The sequence below is a fragment of the Pseudomonas sp. P4_C1 genome (genome assembly GCF_056402155.1).
This window is the reverse complement of record NZ_JBFUHY010000011.1, coordinates 91,085-110,521: the sequence shown is the minus strand read 5'-3', so window position 1 is coordinate 110,521 and position 19,437 is coordinate 91,085. Positions and strand designations below refer to the sequence as shown.

The window sequence follows — 19,437 nt, the reverse complement described above, 5'->3', positions numbered from 1 at the left end:
ATGCCGCTCATCCGCAAAAGCCTCTCAATTGCCGTAATTGTCTTAGCCTCAGGAACATCCCGGTCAACTCCCGGTCGAAGGGCCGATACCCATTGAGGAAGGTCGGAATGAAGTTATCCGATGGTTTTGACGCTCGCCGCTTGCGGCCCAAAGGCCAAAGCAACTGGCGTTTTCGAATCGGCGCGACGTTCGCGGCGTTGCTGGCGATGTGCGGCGTGCTGCTTGCCATGGCCGGTGTCGCCAGCCTGCTCGGCCACGCACCCGCCCTGGGTGAATTGAACACAAGCCGCACCGGTGCTGCCGTGATCCTGGTCATCGGCCTGTTCGTGCTGTACCTCGGTGTCTGGCTATGGCGCCGTTGCCGTCGTCGCTCTCGGCAGTCGCGGGAACTGGCCATGTCGCCGCACCTGATGAAAAAACACGACTGAACCAAGCGTCACACGCGTTTTTGTCGCGCCCGATTCGCTTCGAGTTGGGTAAACTGGCCGCCCTTCGCGGAGGCTGACATGCAAGACGACGATTTTTCCCTGTTCAAAAGCGCGATCCTGGGCGTCAAGCCAATCAGGCACGATCGCGCCGAAACCGGCAAACCCAAGGCTGACCGCACGCAGATCGCCATGCTGCGCCAAGCGGCCACCGTGCGCACCGAATCCACCACCGTAGACGGGCTGTCCGATCAGTTCGTCATCGACGTCGGCCCTGAAGACGAGCTGATGTGGGCCCGCGATGGCGTGCAGGAAAGCCAGATGCGCAAGCTCAAGATCGGACAGATTCCGTTCGAAGGCAGCCTCGACCTGCACGGCATGAGCGTGGAAAAGGCCCGGGAAACCCTCTGGGCGTTCCTGGCCGAAGCCACCAAATTCGAAATCCGCTGCGTACGCGTCACCCATGGCAAGGCGGTACGCCTGGATGGCAAGCGGCCGATGATCAAAAGCCACGTCAATACCTGGCTGCGCCAGCATCCACAGGTGCTCGGCTTCACCTCCTGCCAGGCGAAACACGGCGGTGCGGGAGCCGTTTATGTGATGCTCAAACGCACCATGATGGAAGGTCGCGACGAGTAAAGCCGACGCGCCACGCTTGCAGCGTCGTGTCCGCCACCGTACCCTTGCCCTTTGCGTAAAATCCCACAGGTAGTTTCATGTCCCTGGAACAGAATTACACCGCGATCCTTGGCCAACTGGGCGAGGACGTCTCCCGCGAGGGCCTGCTCGACACGCCAAAGCGTGCCGCCAAAGCCATGCAGTACCTCTGCCGCGGCTATGAACAGACACTGGAAGAGGTCACCAACGGTGCCCTGTTCAGCTCCGACAACAGCGAAATGGTGCTGGTCAAGGACATCGAGTTGTACTCGTTGTGCGAACACCACCTGCTGCCGTTCATCGGCAAGGCTCACGTCGCCTACATCCCGAGCGGCAAGGTCCTGGGCCTGTCGAAGGTGGCGCGGATCGTCGACATGTACGCCCGTCGCCTGCAGATCCAGGAAAACCTCAGCCGCCAGATCGCCGACGCGGTCCAGCAGGTCACCGGCGCCCTGGGCGTTGCGGTGGTGATCGAGGCCAAGCACATGTGCATGATGATGCGTGGCGTGGAAAAGCAGAATTCGTCGATGATCACCTCGGTGATGCTCGGCGAGTTCCGTGAGAACGCAGCCACCCGCAGCGAATTCCTCAGCCTCATCAAGTGATTCGCGGCACGAAGAAAACCGGCGTTCATCGCCGGTTTTTTTTCGTCCGCAGAAAATCAGGTAAGCTGCGCGCCCTTATTCATTATCACCGTGAGGCTTTCAACGTGTTCGTAAAAGCGCTTCGTGTCGGCCTTGGCCAACTGATCATTTTCATCGACTTCATTACTCGTCCAAGCAAGAAAAAGCGCCCTGCCGCCGCTCAGGCCCAAGTCGAATCCGCCGCCAAGGGTCTGACCCTGTATCAATTCCACGCCTGTCCGTTCTGCGTGAAGACCCGCCGCACCCTGCGCCGCCTGAATGTGCCGGTGGCCCTTCGCGACGCGAAGAACAACGAACAGGATCGCCAGACCTTGCTGGAGCAAGGCGGCAAGATCAAGGTGCCGTGCCTGCGCATCGAAGAGAATGGCCAGACCACCTGGATGTATGAGTCCAAGGTGATCATTGATTATCTGGACAAGCGATTCGCGGCAGCCTGATTTGCTTGCGGTGTTATGACTGACGCCATCGTCGGAACGCCGCCCGGAGCAAGCTCGCTCCCACAGTGGTTTTGTGGCGCTCACAAAATCTGTGGGAGCGAGCTTGCTCGCGATGAGGCCGGCCCAGACAACGCAAATCCCGAACGCACCACCGCCGCCAACCGCCTCAGCCCCTCATCCAGCCGCGCCGGATCAATGTGGCTGAAGTTCAACCGCAGATACCCCGGATGGTTATCCGGCTCGGGGAAAAACGGCTCGCCCGGCATGAACGCCACGTCATTAGCCAACGCGGCGTCGAGCAAGGTGCGGGTGTCCTGCGGCTCCTTGAGTTTCAGCCAGAAAAACAGCCCGCCCTGCGGCACGTTCCAGTCCGCCAGATCGGAGAAATGAGTTTCCAGCGCCGATTGGAACGCATCCCGACGCCCCCGATAAAAATCGCGCAACTCACTACGGTGTTGCTGATATTTCTCGGTGCCGATCCATTGCAGCGCCTGCCACTGGCCGACCCGATTGGTGTGCAAGTCCGCCGATTGCTTGAGTTTCAACAGATGGGGAAACAGGTCCGGGCTGGCAATCAAGTAGCCAACGCGCAAACCCGGCAACAGGGTTTTCGACACGGTACCGGTGTAGATCCAGCTGGCCTTTTTCAAGCGACTGACAATCGGCGTGGCACTGCCGCCATCGAAGGTCAGTTCGCGGTAAGGCTCGTCTTCAATCAGTGCGACGCCGAACTCATCGAGCAGCGCTGCCACCGCGTCGCGTTTGGCTTCGCTGTAACGCACCGCCGATGGATTCTGGAAGGTCGGTATCAGGTAGATGAAAGCCGGGCGGTGTTGTTCCAGGCGAGCGCGTAACTCCGTCAAGTTCGGCCCATCAGCCTCCAGCGGCACGGTCAGGCAATCGGCGCCGAACAGCTTGAATATTTGCAGTGCCGCCAGATACGTCGGCGCTTCGAGCAGGATCTCGGTGCCCTTGTCGATGTACAGCTTGGCGGCCAGGTCGAGGGTCTGCTGTGAGCCGCTGACCACCACTACCTGGCTTGCCTCACATGGCACTCCCAACGCTCGCGCCTCGGCGGCCAACGCTTCACGCAACGCCGGTTCGCCTTCGCTCATGCCATATTGGCCGATGGACACCGGCATCTCGGTCCACTCGACCTTCGGCAGCATGGCTTCGGCCGGCAGACCGCCGGCAAACGACATCATCTGCGGACGCTGGGCCGCGGCGAGGATTTCACGGATCAAAGAACTTTTAAGGCGCGAGACACGTTCGGAAAAAGCCATGGGGATCACCGGTAGCGAGGCATGTGGAAAATGAGTCAAACTTGTTGACCGAAATTACGCCTCCTCGAACGGATACGTCAATATGCTTGACCTTAAAGACCCACTTTCCCAGCAGCAAGCCATGGAAGCGTTTTTCTTCGGCTACCAGGCCTTCACCGCCAAGGCCGATGAAATGCTCGAACGTCGCGGCCTGAGTCGGGTGCATCAGCGCATCGTGTTTTTCATCGCCCGCTATCCGAACCTGAGCGTCAAGGAACTGTTGGCGTTGCTCGGCGTGAGCAAGCAGGCGCTGAACATGCCGTTGCGGCAATTGTTGGAGATGCATCTGGTCGACAGCGTTGCGTCCGAAACCGACAAGCGCAAACGGCTGCTGGAGTTGACTGCCGAAGGCGTGCGGTTTGAACAGGCGCTGCGCCGTGAGCAGGTGAAATTGCTGGAGCGGGTGTTTGGTGAGGCTGGGGAACAGGCAGTGAATGGCTGGTTGGCGGTGAATCTGGCGCTGGGAAAAAGCCAGTAAAAATCTACCTGTCCTCAAGTCAGTCATCGCGGGCAAGCCACGCTCCCACAGGGTCTTCGACGTTCACAGGGTCAGCGAACGACACAAAACCTGTGGGAGCGTGGCTTGCCCGCGATGGCGTCCTATCAGGCGATATATCCCTAAAGCCAAATATTTCGTCGACAAAACCAAAAACATTATTTGCTTTCTTTGTATACAAAAGCATAATCCACTTCGTGCGAGTTCCTGACCATCAGGTCAACAAATTCGCAAGTACCTCAAAGGGCCGCTGCCACCCCTCTCGGATCCGGCCCTGGAAATAAAAATAAAACTCTTGAGGAGTACTCGCTGTGGAAAGCCGCAAATCCGAAGCATCGACGCTGGACCTCTCGCCGCCATTACGCAATGGCTTGCTGGAACGTCTGTTCAAACTCAGCTTGCACGGCACCACGGTGAAGACCGAGCTGATTGCCGGTCTGACAACCTTCATCACCATGGCTTACATCATCTTCGTTAACCCCAACATCATGGCCGACGCCGGGATCGATCACGGTGCCGCGTTCGTCGCCACCTGCATCGCCGCAGCCCTGGGTTGCCTGTTGATGGGCCTGTACGCCAACTGGCCGGTCGGCCTGGCACCGGGCATGGGCCTGAACGCGTTCTTCACCTACACCGTAGTGGGCACCATGGGCTACAACTGGGAAACCGCCCTCGGCGCGGTGTTCGTTTCCGGTGTATTGTTCATGATCCTGACCTTCTCGCGGATCCGCGAATGGTTGCTCAACAGCATCCCGGTCAGCCTGCGCTTCGCCATGGGCGCTGGTGTTGGCTTGTTCCTGGGGCTGATCGGTTTGAAAACCGCGGGTATCGTCGTCGATAGCCCGGCCACCCTGATCAAGCTCGGTTCCCTGCGCGAACCCGGCCCGCTGCTCGCCGCAGTGTGTTTCCTGATGATCGCCATCCTCAGCTACCACAAGGTCTTCGGCGCGATCCTCATCAGCATCATTACCGTTACCCTGGCCGGTTGGGGCCTTGGGCTGGTGCACTACGAGGGCATCATGTCGGCCCCGCCAAGCCTCTCCCCTACCTTTATGGCCATGAACCTCGCCGGCGTGTTCAACGTCAGCATGATCAGCGTGGTCCTGGCGTTCCTCTTCGTGCACATGTTCGACACCGCCGGCACCCTGATGGGCGTTGCCCAGCGCGCCAACCTGGTGGGTGCTGACGGCCGGATCGAAAACCTCTCCCGCGCCATGAAAGCCGACAGTGCTTCCAGCGTATTCGGCGCTGTGGTCGGTGTTCCGCCCGTCACCAGCTATGTCGAAAGTGCTGCCGGCGTGGCCGCTGGTGGTCGGACTGGTCTTACCGCAGTCACTGTTGGTGTGCTATTTATAGCGGCAATGTTTTTTGCACCACTGGCCGGCATGATTCCCGCCTATGCCACCGCGGGCGCACTGATTTATGTGGCAATGCTGATGATGGGGGGCATGGCCCACATCGAATGGGACGAAGCGACCGACAGCATCCCGGCAATCGTTACCGCCATCATGATGCCGTTGACCTTCTCGGTCGCCGACGGCATCGCGCTGGGCTTCATCACCTACGTGGCGTTGAAGGCCGGCACCGGCAAGTACAAGGAAATTTCCGTGAGCCTGTGGGTGCTCTGCGCGATCTTCATCGCCAAGTTCATTTTCTTGTAGGAGCGAGCTCGCGAAGGTCGTTAACGATAACGCGTACTTACCGGGTTGAATCCATAGTCGGAACGCTGCCCGGACCAAGTGCGCCACAGCAAACAGCCTCACCCCGTCGGGTGGGGCTTTTGTGCAAATGGAGGAAAGTGATGAGTCTGGAAACCTGGCTGCTGTTCAGCGGCGCTGCGCTGATAGTGATCCTGATCCCGGGGCCGCTGTCGCTGCTAATGATCAGCAACAGTCTGAATTACGGTCTGCGCCGTTCTTACCCGGCGTTTCTAGGGGGCGTGTTTGCTTCGATCTGCTTGCTCAGTGCTTCGGCGCTAGGCTTGGGCGCGTTGTTGCTCGCCTCGGAACAATTGTTCAGTGCCCTGAAGATCGTCGGCGCGCTGTACCTGTTCTACCTCGCCTGGCAGAGCTGGCAGCAATCGCGCCAGCCCTCGGTGGGCGCTGAAGTACCTCAGGCTGCACCCGTGCCGCGTTTCCGTGCGCTGTTCGGGCGCGCGTTTGTCTTGGGGGCCAGCAATCCGAAAGATATTTTGTTTTTTGCCGCATTCCTGCCGCAGTTCTTGAATACCCAGCAGCCGTTCCTGCCGCAGTTGCTGGTGATGATTGCCACGTGGACGGTGCTGGACCTGTTGTGCAAATTGGCCTATGGGCTGGGCGCGCAGGGCGCGGCGCGGTATTTGCGCAGTGGCAAGGGACAGAGTTGGTTTAACCGGATCAGCGCCGGGTTGTTCGGCGGTGCGGGTGCCGCGTCCTTGCTGAGTAGTCACTGAAACTTTAGACTTTTATCTGTAACTGCTGTTTGTCCTGTTCTGCCCGCCTGATGCTTTTAGTTTTCAGGGGGCAGAACTTATCCAGTACCCCGCCCCACCACATGGATCATAATGACATAGGTCCATGTATCTCCTCCTTGCGCCCTGCCAATTGCAATACTCAGCAACACCCCAGGCAGTCTTACCTTGTGCTATCTAAAGTCCGCAACACGTTGTGACAACAGCATATATATGTATATCTAAAACGTCTTAACTCTTTGCCATCTTTCCGGAATGCGCGCGACCTTTTTGGTTTTGTCATAACGCGCAAACATCGATATTAGAAATTCGATTCAGCGTCCTTCCATATTTTTTAACATAACTTCAATCATTCCAATGTAACCATTTCACAATTTATTCGAGGATAAAAAATGGCTAAACCACCAAAAAAACCGCCTTCACCCGGTTTGTCTGACAATACGTCGACAACGACCCGGCCCCACTCGGAGCATACTTCTCTGCCCGGCAGCCGAGTCCCTATCGACTCACTTGATCTTCACTGGCCAGTAAGCGATACACCCGGGAATCGTCCTTCCGATGTTTATCCAGATAACAATCCCTCTCAAGAGCCAGCGATCATTATCACGGATCTTCCGACTGTAGTACGTTCTTTGCCTGAGTTTCCCGATGATATAAATATTTACCAGCAGTCTCCAGACAACTCGCTGATGCTGCTTGGCGATTCTGGACTTTCACGCAGTAGCCAAGGATTTCTGTATGCTCGAATCGAGCATATCGGTGATGTCGCCATACAGATAAATGCCAAAGGTCAATACGAGATCGCGACAGCTTCGCCCTACGTTGTGGGATTGTCGAAAATCGACGGTAAGCCGTTGTGGCAGAAAAAAAACGACAATCCAGGTTCGAAGGAAACCGACGGGAGCGAACCTGTTGCAACCCAGACAGCAAGCCTCGATGAACTCATTATTCCGAATAAATTCGCAAGGACACTGACAGCACCTGGTGAGGATGGGATTCGCGTACACCCTTCCGGAAGGCTGTTTGTCGATTTGTTTAATAACACAACGGTCATGGTCGTTCGAACGGAGGGAGGGAAATACCAAGCGAAGGACAGCAAGAGTCTGGACACCTATGGGCCCGTGCTTGAACGTATCGACGAAACATCGCATTGGCAGCCTGAAGACTCCGGGCCGGGACCGAGCAAGCGACCACGCCTTGAACAGCCCGTCGATACTGCGCATGGCGCCGAACGATCCACATCTTTCACCAGATCCTGGGAACCGAACCCTCATTTATGGTTGACATGGGGAAACCCGGTAGCCGAACTCACTGGATCGATCAAGGTAAATGAGCTTCATTACAAGATTTTTGATTTCGACAACGAAGTCGAATCCCGCGCGGTCATCAAGCCACCTGGGTTTGGCGATACCTTTAACGACTTCGAACGCGTATTGGCAGAGACACCGTGGCTTCAACCAGTTGTTGCCTCTCGCAATGCCGATGGTCAATGGACAGTGTCAAGTTCGCCGTTGTTTGAAAGGTCATTTAGCGAGTCTGTCGTAAATTCATTCAAAGACTTCAGTGATATCACGTCAGCGGATGTTGCCTACCAGCTGTTTGCACACAGCAGCGGGCGAAGATCCAAGCCTTCCAGCCGATCATTACTGGAACTATCCGCCACTCTTCGACAATGGGAGAACAAGAGCACTGAAAGGCATTCCGGACCTGCCGATCCTATTCAACTACTCGCTGTGACTCGACCTGAAAACGCACCGGGGAGTGAATTATTATTCCGCCCCCCTTCTGATGGGCAAAAGTTATACCGCCTGGATTTCAATAGCGAGCACTTTGCACAGCAATGGGCTGCCTATAAAACAACAGCGGACGAAGCCAGTCTCAGGCAACTGTTCCAGACATTGTTGATTCGTAACGGCTATGACGTTTTCCCCACAGCTCATCCGGAGCAAGCTGACGTATTGATGTTCAGATGCGCGGACCATATTTACCTTATGAAACTTGAGACCTCGAAAGGGCACTCCGCGCTATATGATTTTACCAGCGACCCCAATAACCCCCATCTGCTCACGAATATCGGCGCCGAAGCGCACAAGGTGCTGATTGCCGCTGATGCACGAAACGACATTAAATGGCTCAAGGGCAGCGTCAGTTCAACCGATGCAGGGGTAGTCATCAGCAGAGTACCTCGATCACAACCAGACACGAATACGGTATGGAATGGGCAGTGGCGTCCAGACGATGGAGGAAGTATCCAGCCCTTCGCCTTGATTCATTCCAGACATAAAGAACAGTTCAGTTTTATAGATCGCAAATGGATCAAGCAAAAGAAAACTTACCCATTCTTCCCCAAGGAAAAACTGACACCCGAACAAGAAACCACACTCTTTGCTAAAACGCCCATGGCAGAAGAAACTAACGCCGGCAACATCAAACAAAAAACAGAATTATTCGCTGAATACGGAATGCAGCTTGACGTACATACCTTGTCCTATTTCAAGGTACCTGGAAATGTTGCCGCGGAAGTGACAAACCTCAATGGCGGACTGATCGCAGACCTTGTCAATCAGAAATCAAATGGCGAGCCAGCCATTCAGCGCATCATAGAACCGATGGCTGGGTCGGGCTATTATGGCAACTATGCCAGGGCCGTCGGATTTGAAGGTGAGATGATGATAAATGATCTTAACCCCCTGATCTCATGGACTCAAAAGGAAATAGCCCAACAACCTGATCGCGTAAAATACTACATTGAATTCATTAAAAGAGACCTCATTCGAATCGGCGAAACGAACCAGTTTCTCTTTAACAGTGAACTGGCTATAAAATTTGCTTCCAAAGAGGATGCCAAAGCCTATATCGGGCTCGACCCAGCCCCCAAAGGCACCCCGGAGACGCTGGAAGCGAAAGCCAAGGTGAACAAGTTCCGCGACGATGTTAGAGACTATTTCATTGAGGCCATGCAGGTTATTGTTGAGATAAAAGACGGAGCGGTCATTATCAGCCCTCCCCCGACCAAAGGTGCTTCAATTACCGCCAGGCTACAGGACGGCGAGCCAGCTCTTGACGCACCTGTTCACTCTGCAGATGACAGAGCATTTCTTGCCGCCATGTTTTATATGACTCAGAACAGCAACCAACGCAATAACGCCATTAATGAAATAAGGCTGCTACAAAACGGAAAATACACTTTTCATTTTCCTTCCAATCTAATGTTTTCGGAAGGGAGAACCTTAAAATTGTTTTCAGCCGGCTTGGCGAACATCGATCATCTCAATTACATCGGCCACCTTCATGAACGCGCAAAACGGCCAACTCACTTTTTGACTGGAGACGGCTGGCAGTTGTTGGACAACCTCTGTGACACGACAAGAAACCCAAGCGACCTGATTCTGTTGAGTGGGCATTTTAGCCATGTCTACAATACCGAGGCTCTCTTTTTCGATAACATCAAGAGGCATGTGGTTCCTCTCAGCAATAACGGCGCCAGAATTATCATTACAAACTCTTATTCAGCCTCCAAAGAGAAGTCATTCAACGAACTCGGATTCCACACCTTCAAACGAACAAGGGATTCTGACCACAAAGGCCACAGCATCGCCATTGCCAAAGCGGACTATCTATTGGCCATCAACGATAGCGCGATGCACGCGGCTCAGAATCTGTAGCGCTACGTTCACCCCACCGCCAAGTTGACTGCGCTCTCGTATTGCACCGTGCCTGACGAAAAAAAGCCCGTGGTGTGAGCGGGCAAAAAATCAAAAGCAAGCTATATGCGCAGTCGCTTCCAGATAAAGGCAGCTGCTTGGGAAATCAGCTGCCGACTCATATCATTCTTGCCCCCTGCTACACATATATACCGCACGCCAGTGAACTGACTTCATCAACATTCAACTACAGAAGCAAGAGCATCGTGCAATCGCACGAGTTCCATGCTGATCACGTCGCTCGTTGGCCTACTTGTCGAGGCCAGCGTTAATTCAGTATTTTTCAGAGTGAAATCAATGGCTAAGCCCCCCAAGAAAGTTCCGGTTCCTGGTTCATCCGATTTGCGCGATTCTTCAAACACCAATACCCCCGGCCGACCCGACACAACGCTGGATCATTTACCCTGGCGCCCTGGCATCTCACCGGGTCATGAGCCCGATCTGCCACAGCGCCAGCCAATCCTGGAGCACACGCCAGTACCCGACGCCCAACCTGCGGCGATTGAAATAACCGATCTCCCTGCCAGTACCCACATCAGCCGAATCACCACCGACCACCCCATCAGTCATTACTACCTGTCACCGAAAATGGTTGAGAGGCTGCCCGCACCCGACCCGCAGACCGGGTTCCGGTCGATCAGCTCCGGGCGCAAGTTTGTCGATCTCGTCGATGGCGGGACGGTACTGCTGGAGACCGATGCGCAGGGCCATTTGCGCGCCAAACAACTTTCGGAACTGGTGCCGTCCGGCCCGCGACTTGAGCGGGTGGAAGGAACGCTGGAATGGCGCCAGGTTCCGGTCGATAGCATTCGCACGGGTGATTCGGAACTGATCATTTCGCGCCACCCCGTGCAAGCTGGTGGGCAAGAAGAGGCGGGGCCGTCCAAGCGACCGCGGATACCCGAAGCCCCCGCATCCTCCGAGCCCTGGAAAAACTGGGGCATCGCCGCCCATCATGCTTCGCCCGAAGACGTCACCATCGAGGGAGTTCACTATAAGACAGTATCGCGCGTTGACGCACCGGACCATCCGATTGTCTATATCAAGAACCCGGCGCACTTGATCTACGACTTCGATCTGTTCCAGAGAACCCTGCGGCAACACCGCGAACAACAACCCCGCGGCGCGATCCAGGTCCCGCCGACTCATCACTGGAGAGTCGATCCGACACTGCCTTTTGACAGGACGCTGACCAACTACGTCGTCACTTACTTTCCCGAACTGTCAGACCTCTGCGCGCTGAACGTCGCGAGAAAACAGTTTTCCCTCGCCAATGGTTCCGACATCGCCACCGGCGCCGGGCTGACGACCCTGCGGCAAGCCCACAATGACTGGAAGACCTCGAGCATCACGCCAAGACCAGAGCTGGTCGACCCATTGCTCATGCTTTCGGTCTTACCGACGGCTCCAGGCAAAGGCACTTACCGGATAGTGGAGCTGCCTGACTCCGCGGATCAGGTACCTCTGCAACGACTGGAGTTTGATACGCAAAAATTCTTGAGGGAGTGGAGGTATTTCGACTCGACTCTGGCCGCCGGCGATTACAAACGATTCATGAAAGGTCTGCTGACTCGCAATGGGTACACCGTGTTCGAGTTGGGACCCGCCCATACCTTTCCCGCGATAGTGTTCACGCGCCCCGGACATGACTTTGTGTTCTACATGACCCTGCATCGCATTCACGGGCGCAAAGTTCAGATTTCTCCTACCGACCAACGCCGATATGCCCCCGAGCGGCTACCGGAACTGATTGGCCTGCCGGCCCTGCGCGCAGTGCAAAATGCCGAGGCCGCCAACAAACTGATCTGGCTGAAAGGCGGAGGACAGTTCCGGGGCGATCACCCGGATTCGGTCTTTATCGTGCGAACCGACGATCCAAGGCTTTGAAAAAGTCCTTCAGGTACTCAGTTGTGTACAGCCGACAAAGCCTGGTCGGCTGTACGGGCCCCTTCGCTGCGGTGCGGCGATCACAGGGAGCAGCAGGGGTAGTCATTTCATTAGAGGACCGCGTCCAGGTCGAAAATGATGTGGACTCCAAAGCCATTGAAAGCACAAAAAAAGCCCGCAGTGTGAGCGGGCGAAAGACCAAAGAAGCTATATGCGCAGTCGCTTCCAGGGTGCAGCTGCTGCCTGGGGGATCAGCTGCCGCGATAGGTGGAGTAGCTGTAAGGCGAAATCAACAACGGCACGTGGTAGTGATCCTGTTCGGCAGAAATGCCGAAACGCAGCACCACGACATCCAGAAAAGCCGGTTCCGGCAGCTTGACGCCACGGGCGCGGTAGTAATCGCCGGCATGAAACTGAACCTGATAGACCCCGGTGCGGTAGTCATCGCCTTGCAGCAGCGGTGCATCGACACGACCATCGCTGTTGGTTATCGCGCTGGCGACCAATTCCAGGTGCGATCCTTCAACACGGTACAACTCGACCTTGATCGAGCTGCCCGGGCAACCGTGTGCTGCGTCCAAAACGTGTGTAGTCAAACGTCCCATTGATTCTGCGCGCCTGCCTGCGTGGAGCAGTCAGACTTCGCGCCTCCCGAAGTCAGTTGAAAAGGAGACCGCACCGATTCGGAGCACGAAAAGCTGCGGCGAGCGACTGATTAAGACACTTTTCAAAAAAATTGTACACAATAAAAACGACATTTTTCGCGCGACCCCCGTCATCCGCACATTTACCGCCGATTTCCCGCCGAACCGCACGGCCTATGAACCCTTCAGCAAATTACTGACCAGTCAGGCAGATTTCTTGCAGGCTCACGCCAATAGCAGTAAAAGATGACAGTCGGTGAAAAATGCGAAAATTCAGGCTTACAAATTGAATATAAAGTTGTATACAATCAGTCCATCGCTGTGACGCCAGCCTGCCATCCGATCTTCAGCTGCGTCATACCAACCGTCATCATCGAATAAGAAGGAAGCCTGCAGTGAGCGCTGACTACCCACGCGACCTGGTCGGTTACGGCAGTAACCCTCCTCACCCACACTGGCCGGGCAATGCCCGCATTGCCCTGTCGTTCGTACTCAATTACGAAGAAGGTGGCGAGCGCAACATCCTGCACGGCGACAAAGAGTCTGAAGCCTTCCTCTCGGAAATGGTTTCTGCCCAGCCGCTGCAAGGCGCGCGCAACATGAGCATGGAATCCCTTTACGAGTATGGCAGCCGCGCCGGCGTGTGGCGGATCCTCAAGCTGTTCAAGGAATTCGACATCCCGCTGACCATCTTCGCCGTGGCCATGGCAGCCCAGCGTCACCCGGACGTGATCCGCGCCATGGTCGATGCCGGCCACGAGATCTGCAGCCACGGCTATCGCTGGATCGACTACCAGTACATGGACGAAACCCAGGAACGCGAGCACATGCTCGAAGCGATCCGCATCCTCACCGAAATCACCGGTGAACGCCCACTGGGCTGGTACACCGGCCGCACCGGCCCGAACACCCGTCGCCTGGTGATGGAAGAAGGCGGTTTCCTCTATGACTGCGACACCTACGACGACGACCTGCCCTACTGGGAACCGAACAACCCGACCGGCAAGCCGCACCTGGTGATCCCGTACACCCTGGATACCAACGACATGCGCTTCACCCAGGTCCAGGGCTTCAACAAGGGCGACGACTTCTTCGAATACCTCAAAGATGCGTTCGACGTGCTCTACGCCGAAGGCGCCGAGGCACCGAAGATGCTTTCGATCGGCCTGCACTGCCGCCTGATCGGCCGTCCGGCGCGTCTGGCTTCACTCAAGCGCTTTATCGAATACGCTAAAAGTCATGAACAGGTGTGGTTCAGCCGTCGCGTCGACATCGCGCGCCACTGGCAAGAAACCCATCCGTACACAGGGGCTGCCAAATGAGCACCTTCCAAACCGTCAAACCTTCGAGCCTGAGCCGCGACGCCTTCGTCGCCGCTTTCGCCGACATCTACGAACACTCACCATGGGTGGCCGAGAAGGCCTTCGACCTGGGCCAGGATGCCTCGATCGACCAGATCGAAACCCTGCACCAGCGCATGAGCGACATCCTGTTGAGCGCCGATCACGCAAGCCAGCTTGCACTGATCAACGCTCACCCGGACCTGGCCGGCAAAGCCGCCGTCCAGGGCCAACTGACCGCAGCCAGCACTGAAGAACAGTCTGGCGCCGGTATTCACCAATGCACGGCCGAAGAGTTCCAGCGCTTCACCGAGCTGAACGACGCCTACAAGGCCAAGTTCAAGTTTCCCTTCATCATGGCGGTAAAAGGCAGCAACCGGCATCAGATCCTCGCGGCGTTCGAAACGCGCATCCACAACCCGGAAGATACCGAGTTCAAATGCGCGCTGGCGGAGATCAACAAGATCGCCCTGTTCCGCTTACTGACCCTATAGCAAGCCTGGCCCTGCGAATTCAAGAACGCCGAATCGCCAAGGGCCAGCAAGCATCCCAAGCCACTTATTTAAAGGCAGACAAGAAGAATGAAAGCTTACGCCGTACCTTTCGAGAAGTTCGTCAACCTCGCCGATGCCCGCCTGGGCACCAAAATCATCTCGGTCACCGATGACTGGTTCGCTGATGCCAACCGTCTGTTCCAACCGACCCCGGCCGTATGGAAGGAGGGCGTGTTCGATGACAACGGCAAGTGGATGGACGGCTGGGAATCGCGTCGCAAGCGCTTCGAAGGCTTCGACAGCGCAGTGATCCGCCTGGGCGTGCCGGGTTCGATCAAGGGCGTCGACATCGACACTTCATTCTTCACCGGCAACTTCCCGCCTTCGGCTTCCCTGGAAGCCTGCTTCCTGGCCTCGGGCGAACCTGATGAAAACACCCAGTGGACTGAAGTGCTGTCCGCCGTCGAGCTGCAAGGCAACAGCCACCACTACCACGAAATCAACAACGACCAGGCGTTCAGCCACCTGCGCTTCAACATCTACCCGGATGGCGGAGTGGCCCGTCTGCGCGTGTACGGTGTGCCGTTCCGCGACTGGTCGGCTATCGGCGACAACGAGCAGGTCGACCTGGCCGCCGCCCTCAACGGTGGCCGCGCCCTCGCCTGCTCCGATGAACACTTCGGCCGCATGAGCAACATCCTCAACCCGGGCCGTGGCATCAACATGGGCGACGGCTGGGAAACCGCGCGTCGCCGTACCCCGGGCAATGACTGGGTGATCGTCGCGCTGGGCCATGCCGGTGAAGTCGAGAAAGTCATCGTCGACACCCTGCACTTCAAGGGCAACTACCCGGACAGCTGCTCGATCCAGGGCGCCTTCGTGAAGGGCGGTACCGACAGCCAGATCGAAACCCAGTCGCTGTTCTGGCGCGAACTGCTGCCAAGCCAGAAGCTGGAAATGCACGCCGAACACACCTTCGCCGAGCAGATCAAGGCACTGGGCCCGATCACCCACATCCGCCTGAACGTGTTCCCGGATGGTGGTGTGAGCCGCCTGCGCGTTTTGGGCAAGGTCGCGAAATAAGCGCTGAACCCAATCGCGAGCAAGCTCGCTCCCACAGGGGATCGCATTCCAAATGTGGGAGCGAGCTTGCTCGCGATGACAATAGATCTAACAACACAGAATTCGGATAAGAACAGCATGCGCACATTAACGATTGAACCGCTGACCAAAGAAGCCTTCGCCCCTTTCGGTGACGTGATCGAAACCGACGGCCGCGATCACTTCATGATCAACAACGGTTCGACCATGCGCTTCCATAAACTGGCGACGGTGCAAACCGCTACGCCTGAGGACAACGCGATCATCAGCATCTTCCGCGCCGACGCGCAGGACATGCCGCTGATCGTCAGCATGCTGGAGCGCCATCCGCTGGGCAGCCAGGCTTTCATTCCGCTGCTCGGCAACCCCTTTCTGATCGTGGTCGCGCCAGTTGGCGATGAACCTGTATCAGGCTTGGTCCGCGCCTTCGTCACCAACGGCAGGCAGGGCATTAATTACCATCGCGGCGTCTGGCACCACCCGGTGCTGACGATCGAAAAGCGGGATGACTTCCTGGTGGTTGATCGCAGTGGCACAGGCAATAACTGCGATGAGCATTTTTTCAAAGAGGATGAGCGTTTGATCCTCGCCCCCCACCAATAAGAGAAGGTCTGATCACTCGACAACAGAGTGACAGGCGAGAGGTAAAGACTGTGGAAGCACATCTGTTGGAATGGCTGAACCTGAGCGTGCGCTGGGTTCACATGATTACTGGCGTGGCCTGGATCGGTGCGTCGTTCTATTTCGTATGGCTGGAAAACAACCTCAACCGGGTCAACCCGAAAAGCGGTCTGGCTGGCGATTTGTGGGCAATCCACGGTGGCGGTATCTACCACCTGGAAAAATACAAACTGGCGCCACCGACCATGCCGGACAACCTGCACTGGTTCAAATGGGAAGCCTACTTCACCTGGATGTCTGGTATCGCGCTGCTGTGTGTGGTGTTCTACTCCAACCCGACGCTCTACCTGCTGGCTCCGGGCAGCACCCTGAGCGGTCCTGAAGGCGTGGCCATCGGTCTCGGCTCGCTGTTCATTGGCTGGTTCATCTACTCGTTCCTGTGCGACTCGGCCCTGGGTAAACGCCCTGCCCTGCTAGGCTTCATCCTGTTCGTCCTGATCATCGGCGCGGCCTACGGCTTCAGCAAGGTGTTCAGCGGTCGGGGTGCGTACCTGCACGTTGGCGCGATCATCGGCACCATCATGGTCGGCAACGTGTTCCGCATCATCATGCCGGCGCAACGTGCACTGGTGGCGGCGATCGCCGAGAACCGCACGCCGGATCCGGCGCTGCCAGCCAAAGGCCTGCTGCGTTCGCGTCACAACAACTACTTCACCTTGCCAGTGCTGTTCATCATGATCAGCAACCACTTCCCGAGTACCTACGGCAGCCAGTACAACTGGTTGATCCTGGCCGGGATCGCGGTACTGGCGGTGTTGGTGCGTCACTACTTCAACACCCGTCACGACAGCCACAAGTTTGCCTGGACTCTTCCAGTCGCAGCCGTCGGCATGATCAGCCTGGCTTACGTCACCGGCCCTGCGCCGCTGAACAGCCCGGAAGTGGCCAAGGCACCCGCCAGGATCGAATACCAGCCGCTGCCGGAAACAGCAGTGGGCGGCGGTTTGAAACCCGCTGAAGCCAAACCCGCAGAAGCGCCTGCCGCCGCACCGGCGCAAGCGTCCAACACAGGCCCAGGCTTTGACAAAGTGCACAGCGTGATTCAGGAACGTTGCGCGGTTTGCCACTCGGCCAAGCCAACCAGCCCGCTGTTCAGTGCGGCCCCTGCCGGTGTGATGTTCGACACCCCCGAGCAGATCCGCCAGAACGCACCGCGGATTCAGGCGCAAGCCGTCACCAGCCAGATCATGCCACTGGGCAACATCACGCAGATGACCCAGCAGGAACGTGACCTGATCGGTGCCTGGATTGTGCAGGGAGCCCAGACCAACTAAGCAACAAAAGCATCGCGAACAAGCTCGCTCCCACAGGTTTTGCACTGCCTGTGTGGGAGCTGGCTTGCCTGCGATTGGCCGCAAAGCGGCCCACCTGATTCGAATACAGCTGCCAGCAACATTGCAGCTGTAAATCACAAGAATAAAAAGATCCGAGGTGTTGCATGTCCGAGCTATCCACAGCACGCATCCCCGACGCACCCGCCATTCAGCGTTTGCCCCTTTTGCAACTGATCTTGGTCGGTTTGCAACATGTTCTGCTGATGTACGGTGGTGCCATCGCGGTACCGCTGATCATCGGACAGGCCGCTGGCCTGAGTCGTGAAGAAATCGCCTTCCTGATCAACGCCGACCTGCTGGTAGCGGGCATCGCCACCATCGTCCAGTCCCTCGGCATCGGCCCCATGGGCATTCGCATGCCGGTAATGATGGGCGCCAGTTTCGCCGCCGTCGGCAGCATGGTCGCCATGGCCGGCATGCCCGGCATCGGCTTGCAAGGGATCTTCGGCGCGACCATCGCCGCCGGATTCTTCGGCATGCTCATTGCCCCGTTCATGTCCAAGGTCGTGCGCTTCTTCCCGCCGCTGGTGACCGGCACGGTCATCACCTCAATCGGCTTGTCGCTGTTCCCCGTGGCCGTGAACTGGGCCGGCGGCGGTGCCGGCGCCGTTCAATTCGGTTCGCCGATTTACCTGACCATCGCCGCGCTAGTGCTGGGCACCATCTTGCTGGTGCACCGCTTCATGCGCGGCTTCTGGGTCAATATTTCCGTATTGATCGGCATGTGCCTGGGCTACGTGCTCTGCGGCCTGCTCGGCATGGTCGACCTCAGTGGCATGGCTCAGGCGCCATGGCTGCAATTCGTCACCCCGCTGCACTTCGGCATGCCGAAATTCGAACTCGCGCCGATCCTGTCGATGTGCCTGGTAGTGGTGATCATTTTCGTCGAGTCCACCGGGATGTTTCTTGCACTGGGCAAGATCACCGGCCAGGAAGTCTGCCCACGGATGCTGCGTCGCGGCTTGCTGTGCGATGCCGGCGCTTCGTTTTTCGCCGGCTTCTTCAACACCTTCACCCACTCCTCCTTCGCCCAGAACATCGGCCTGGTGCAGATGACCGGCGTGCGTTGCCGCTCGGTGACCATCGTTGCCGGCGGGTTGCTGATCGTCCTGAGCCTGCTGCCCAAAGCCGCGTTCCTGGTAGCCTCGATTCCTCCGGCAGTTCTGGGCGGCGCAGCGATTGCGATGTTCGGCATGGTCGCCGCTACCGGGATCAAGATTCTCCAGGAAGCCGACATCGGTGACCGTCGCAACCAGTTGCTGGTGGCGGTGAGCATCGGCATGGGTCTGATCCCGGTCGTACGTCCGGAGTTTTTCGCCCACCTGCCCGTGTGGATGAGCCCGATCACCCACAGCGGCATCGCCATGGCCACCCTCAGCGCGCTGACGCTGAACCTGCTGTTCAACATCCTGGGTGGCGCCGAACGCGCGGCCATCAACGACTGTCAGGCTCAAACGCATTAACACCAGAAACACGAACCCTGTAGGAGCAAGCTCGCTCCTACAGTGGGCAGGGGTTGCCTGCGCCTCAAAAATAAAAACAAGAGGGAGCAACAGATGATTCGCAGAGACAAACACCGGGTCGAAAACAGCTCGAACCTGGATACCCATCAAAACACCACCAGCCTGCTGGTGAAGGTGCATTTCTGATGCTGCCCCGCAACCGTGCCCCAAACCTGTCGTCGGTGCGCCGTTGCGGATCACTTGAGACCTGGCCGAGGAGTCAGTATTCTCCGCGGCCGCCCAAATCCGGTTTAAAAAAAAGCCCGGATGTAAAACCTGACCAAAAAGCCAACTTATCCCGGCCCTGGCAGGCACCAAGG

16 protein-coding genes and 1 pseudogene are annotated in these 19,437 nt (G+C 57.1%); 15 read left to right on the top strand and 2 right to left on the bottom strand.

Annotated features, from left to right (window positions below; translation table 11 throughout):
• Positions 1-107 precede the first annotated feature (107 nt).
• The 4 genes from AC1DU9_RS10225 to AC1DU9_RS10210 all read left to right on the top strand — a co-directional run bounded on the left by AC1DU9_RS10225 (position 108) and on the right by AC1DU9_RS10210 (position 2,163).
• Complete coding sequence (locus AC1DU9_RS10225; protein ID WP_223457892.1) at positions 108-428, top strand: hypothetical protein; 321 nt, start codon at positions 108-110, stop codon at positions 426-428.
• Positions 429-506: 78 nt separating this feature from the next.
• Entirely contained in the window at positions 507-1,064 is a 558-nt protein-coding gene (locus AC1DU9_RS10220) for a Smr/MutS family protein (protein ID WP_223462187.1), read from the top strand.
• A gap of 77 nt (positions 1,065-1,141) precedes the next feature.
• The gene (gene folE / locus AC1DU9_RS10215) at positions 1,142-1,687 is read left to right on the top strand and encodes a GTP cyclohydrolase I FolE (protein WP_003204506.1); all 546 of its coding nucleotides are present in this window, start codon (positions 1,142-1,144) and stop codon (positions 1,685-1,687) included.
• Positions 1,688-1,791: 104 nt separating this feature from the next.
• Positions 1,792-2,163: a glutathione S-transferase N-terminal domain-containing protein gene (locus tag AC1DU9_RS10210; RefSeq protein ID WP_150724597.1), complete on the top strand. Its 372-nt coding sequence runs from the start codon at positions 1,792-1,794 to the stop codon at positions 2,161-2,163.
• 80 nt (positions 2,164-2,243) lie between these two features.
• Here AC1DU9_RS10210 and AC1DU9_RS10205 read toward each other — a convergent pair whose 3' ends face one another.
• Positions 2,244-3,446 (bottom strand): aminotransferase-like domain-containing protein, encoded by a 1,203-nt coding sequence (locus AC1DU9_RS10205; protein ID WP_477810086.1) that lies wholly within the window; start codon positions 3,444-3,446, stop codon positions 2,244-2,246.
• Positions 3,447-3,528: 82 nt separating this feature from the next.
• On the opposite strand from AC1DU9_RS10205, the gene AC1DU9_RS10200 reads away from it, so the two are divergent.
• The 5 genes from AC1DU9_RS10200 to AC1DU9_RS10180 all read left to right on the top strand — a co-directional run bounded on the left by AC1DU9_RS10200 (position 3,529) and on the right by AC1DU9_RS10180 (position 12,021).
• Complete coding sequence (locus AC1DU9_RS10200) at positions 3,529-3,963, top strand: MarR family winged helix-turn-helix transcriptional regulator (protein WP_477810085.1); 435 nt, start codon at positions 3,529-3,531, stop codon at positions 3,961-3,963.
• Positions 3,964-4,292: 329 nt separating this feature from the next.
• The gene (locus AC1DU9_RS10195) at positions 4,293-5,642 is read left to right on the top strand and encodes an NCS2 family permease (RefSeq protein ID WP_477810084.1); all 1,350 of its coding nucleotides are present in this window, start codon (positions 4,293-4,295) and stop codon (positions 5,640-5,642) included.
• Between the two features lie 140 nt (positions 5,643-5,782).
• Entirely contained in the window at positions 5,783-6,412 is a 630-nt protein-coding gene (locus tag AC1DU9_RS10190; RefSeq protein ID WP_477810083.1) for a LysE family translocator, read from the top strand.
• Between the two features lie 410 nt (positions 6,413-6,822).
• On the top strand, positions 6,823-10,095 hold the full coding sequence (locus AC1DU9_RS10185) for a hypothetical protein (protein WP_477810082.1): 3,273 nt from the start codon (positions 6,823-6,825) through the stop codon (positions 10,093-10,095).
• Between the two features lie 264 nt (positions 10,096-10,359).
• Complete coding sequence (locus AC1DU9_RS10180; RefSeq protein WP_477810081.1) at positions 10,360-12,021, top strand: hypothetical protein; 1,662 nt, start codon at positions 10,360-10,362, stop codon at positions 12,019-12,021.
• Positions 12,022-12,272: 251 nt separating this feature from the next.
• Here AC1DU9_RS10180 and uraH read toward each other — a convergent pair whose 3' ends face one another.
• On the bottom strand, positions 12,273-12,626 hold the full coding sequence (uraH, locus tag AC1DU9_RS10175; RefSeq protein ID WP_007974925.1) for a hydroxyisourate hydrolase: 354 nt from the start codon (positions 12,624-12,626) through the stop codon (positions 12,273-12,275).
• Between the two features lie 434 nt (positions 12,627-13,060).
• Here uraH and puuE point away from each other — a divergent pair, with 434 nt between their 5' ends.
• The 6 genes and pseudogenes from puuE to AC1DU9_RS10145 all read left to right on the top strand — a co-directional run bounded on the left by puuE (position 13,061) and on the right by AC1DU9_RS10145 (position 19,101).
• The gene (gene puuE, locus AC1DU9_RS10170) at positions 13,061-13,987 is read left to right on the top strand and encodes an allantoinase PuuE (RefSeq protein ID WP_056721809.1); all 927 of its coding nucleotides are present in this window, start codon (positions 13,061-13,063) and stop codon (positions 13,985-13,987) included.
• Positions 13,984-14,499, top strand: a complete 516-nt coding sequence (gene uraD, locus AC1DU9_RS10165) for a 2-oxo-4-hydroxy-4-carboxy-5-ureidoimidazoline decarboxylase (RefSeq protein ID WP_477810080.1) — start codon at positions 13,984-13,986, stop codon at positions 14,497-14,499. The genes puuE and uraD overlap by 4 nt, the downstream gene beginning before the upstream one ends.
• 87 nt (positions 14,500-14,586) lie before the next feature.
• The gene (gene alc / locus AC1DU9_RS10160; protein ID WP_007988149.1) at positions 14,587-15,582 is read left to right on the top strand and encodes an allantoicase; all 996 of its coding nucleotides are present in this window, start codon (positions 14,587-14,589) and stop codon (positions 15,580-15,582) included.
• A 117-nt stretch (positions 15,583-15,699) separates the two neighbouring features.
• The gene (locus tag AC1DU9_RS10155) at positions 15,700-16,203 is read left to right on the top strand and encodes an ureidoglycolate lyase (RefSeq protein ID WP_223462225.1); all 504 of its coding nucleotides are present in this window, start codon (positions 15,700-15,702) and stop codon (positions 16,201-16,203) included.
• Between the two features lie 50 nt (positions 16,204-16,253).
• Entirely contained in the window at positions 16,254-17,555 is a 1,302-nt protein-coding gene (locus AC1DU9_RS10150; protein ID WP_477810079.1) for a urate hydroxylase PuuD, read from the top strand.
• Between the two features lie 164 nt (positions 17,556-17,719).
• A pseudogene (locus AC1DU9_RS10145) lies at positions 17,720-19,101 on the top strand (nucleobase:cation symporter-2 family protein).
• Positions 19,102-19,437: the final 336 nt, after the last annotated feature.

Coding starts and splice junctions, on each gene's coding strand:
- AC1DU9_RS10225 (WP_223457892.1), top strand. CDS start 108: ATGAAGTTATCCGATGGTTTTGACGCTCGCCGCTTGCGGCCCAAAGGC.
- AC1DU9_RS10220 (WP_223462187.1), top strand. CDS start 507: ATGCAAGACGACGATTTTTCCCTGTTCAAAAGCGCGATCCTGGGCGTC.
- folE (WP_003204506.1), top strand. CDS start 1,142: ATGTCCCTGGAACAGAATTACACCGCGATCCTTGGCCAACTGGGCGAG.
- AC1DU9_RS10205 (WP_477810086.1), bottom strand. CDS start 3,446: ATGGCTTTTTCCGAACGTGTCTCGCGCCTTAAAAGTTCTTTGATCCGT.
- AC1DU9_RS10200 (WP_477810085.1), top strand. CDS start 3,529: ATGCTTGACCTTAAAGACCCACTTTCCCAGCAGCAAGCCATGGAAGCG.
- AC1DU9_RS10190 (WP_477810083.1), top strand. CDS start 5,783: ATGAGTCTGGAAACCTGGCTGCTGTTCAGCGGCGCTGCGCTGATAGTG.
- AC1DU9_RS10185 (WP_477810082.1), top strand. CDS start 6,823: ATGGCTAAACCACCAAAAAAACCGCCTTCACCCGGTTTGTCTGACAAT.
- AC1DU9_RS10180 (WP_477810081.1), top strand. CDS start 10,360: ATGCTGATCACGTCGCTCGTTGGCCTACTTGTCGAGGCCAGCGTTAAT.
- uraH (WP_007974925.1), bottom strand. CDS start 12,626: ATGGGACGTTTGACTACACACGTTTTGGACGCAGCACACGGTTGCCCG.
- uraD (WP_477810080.1), top strand. CDS start 13,984: ATGAGCACCTTCCAAACCGTCAAACCTTCGAGCCTGAGCCGCGACGCC.
- alc (WP_007988149.1), top strand. CDS start 14,587: ATGAAAGCTTACGCCGTACCTTTCGAGAAGTTCGTCAACCTCGCCGAT.
- AC1DU9_RS10155 (WP_223462225.1), top strand. CDS start 15,700: ATGCGCACATTAACGATTGAACCGCTGACCAAAGAAGCCTTCGCCCCT.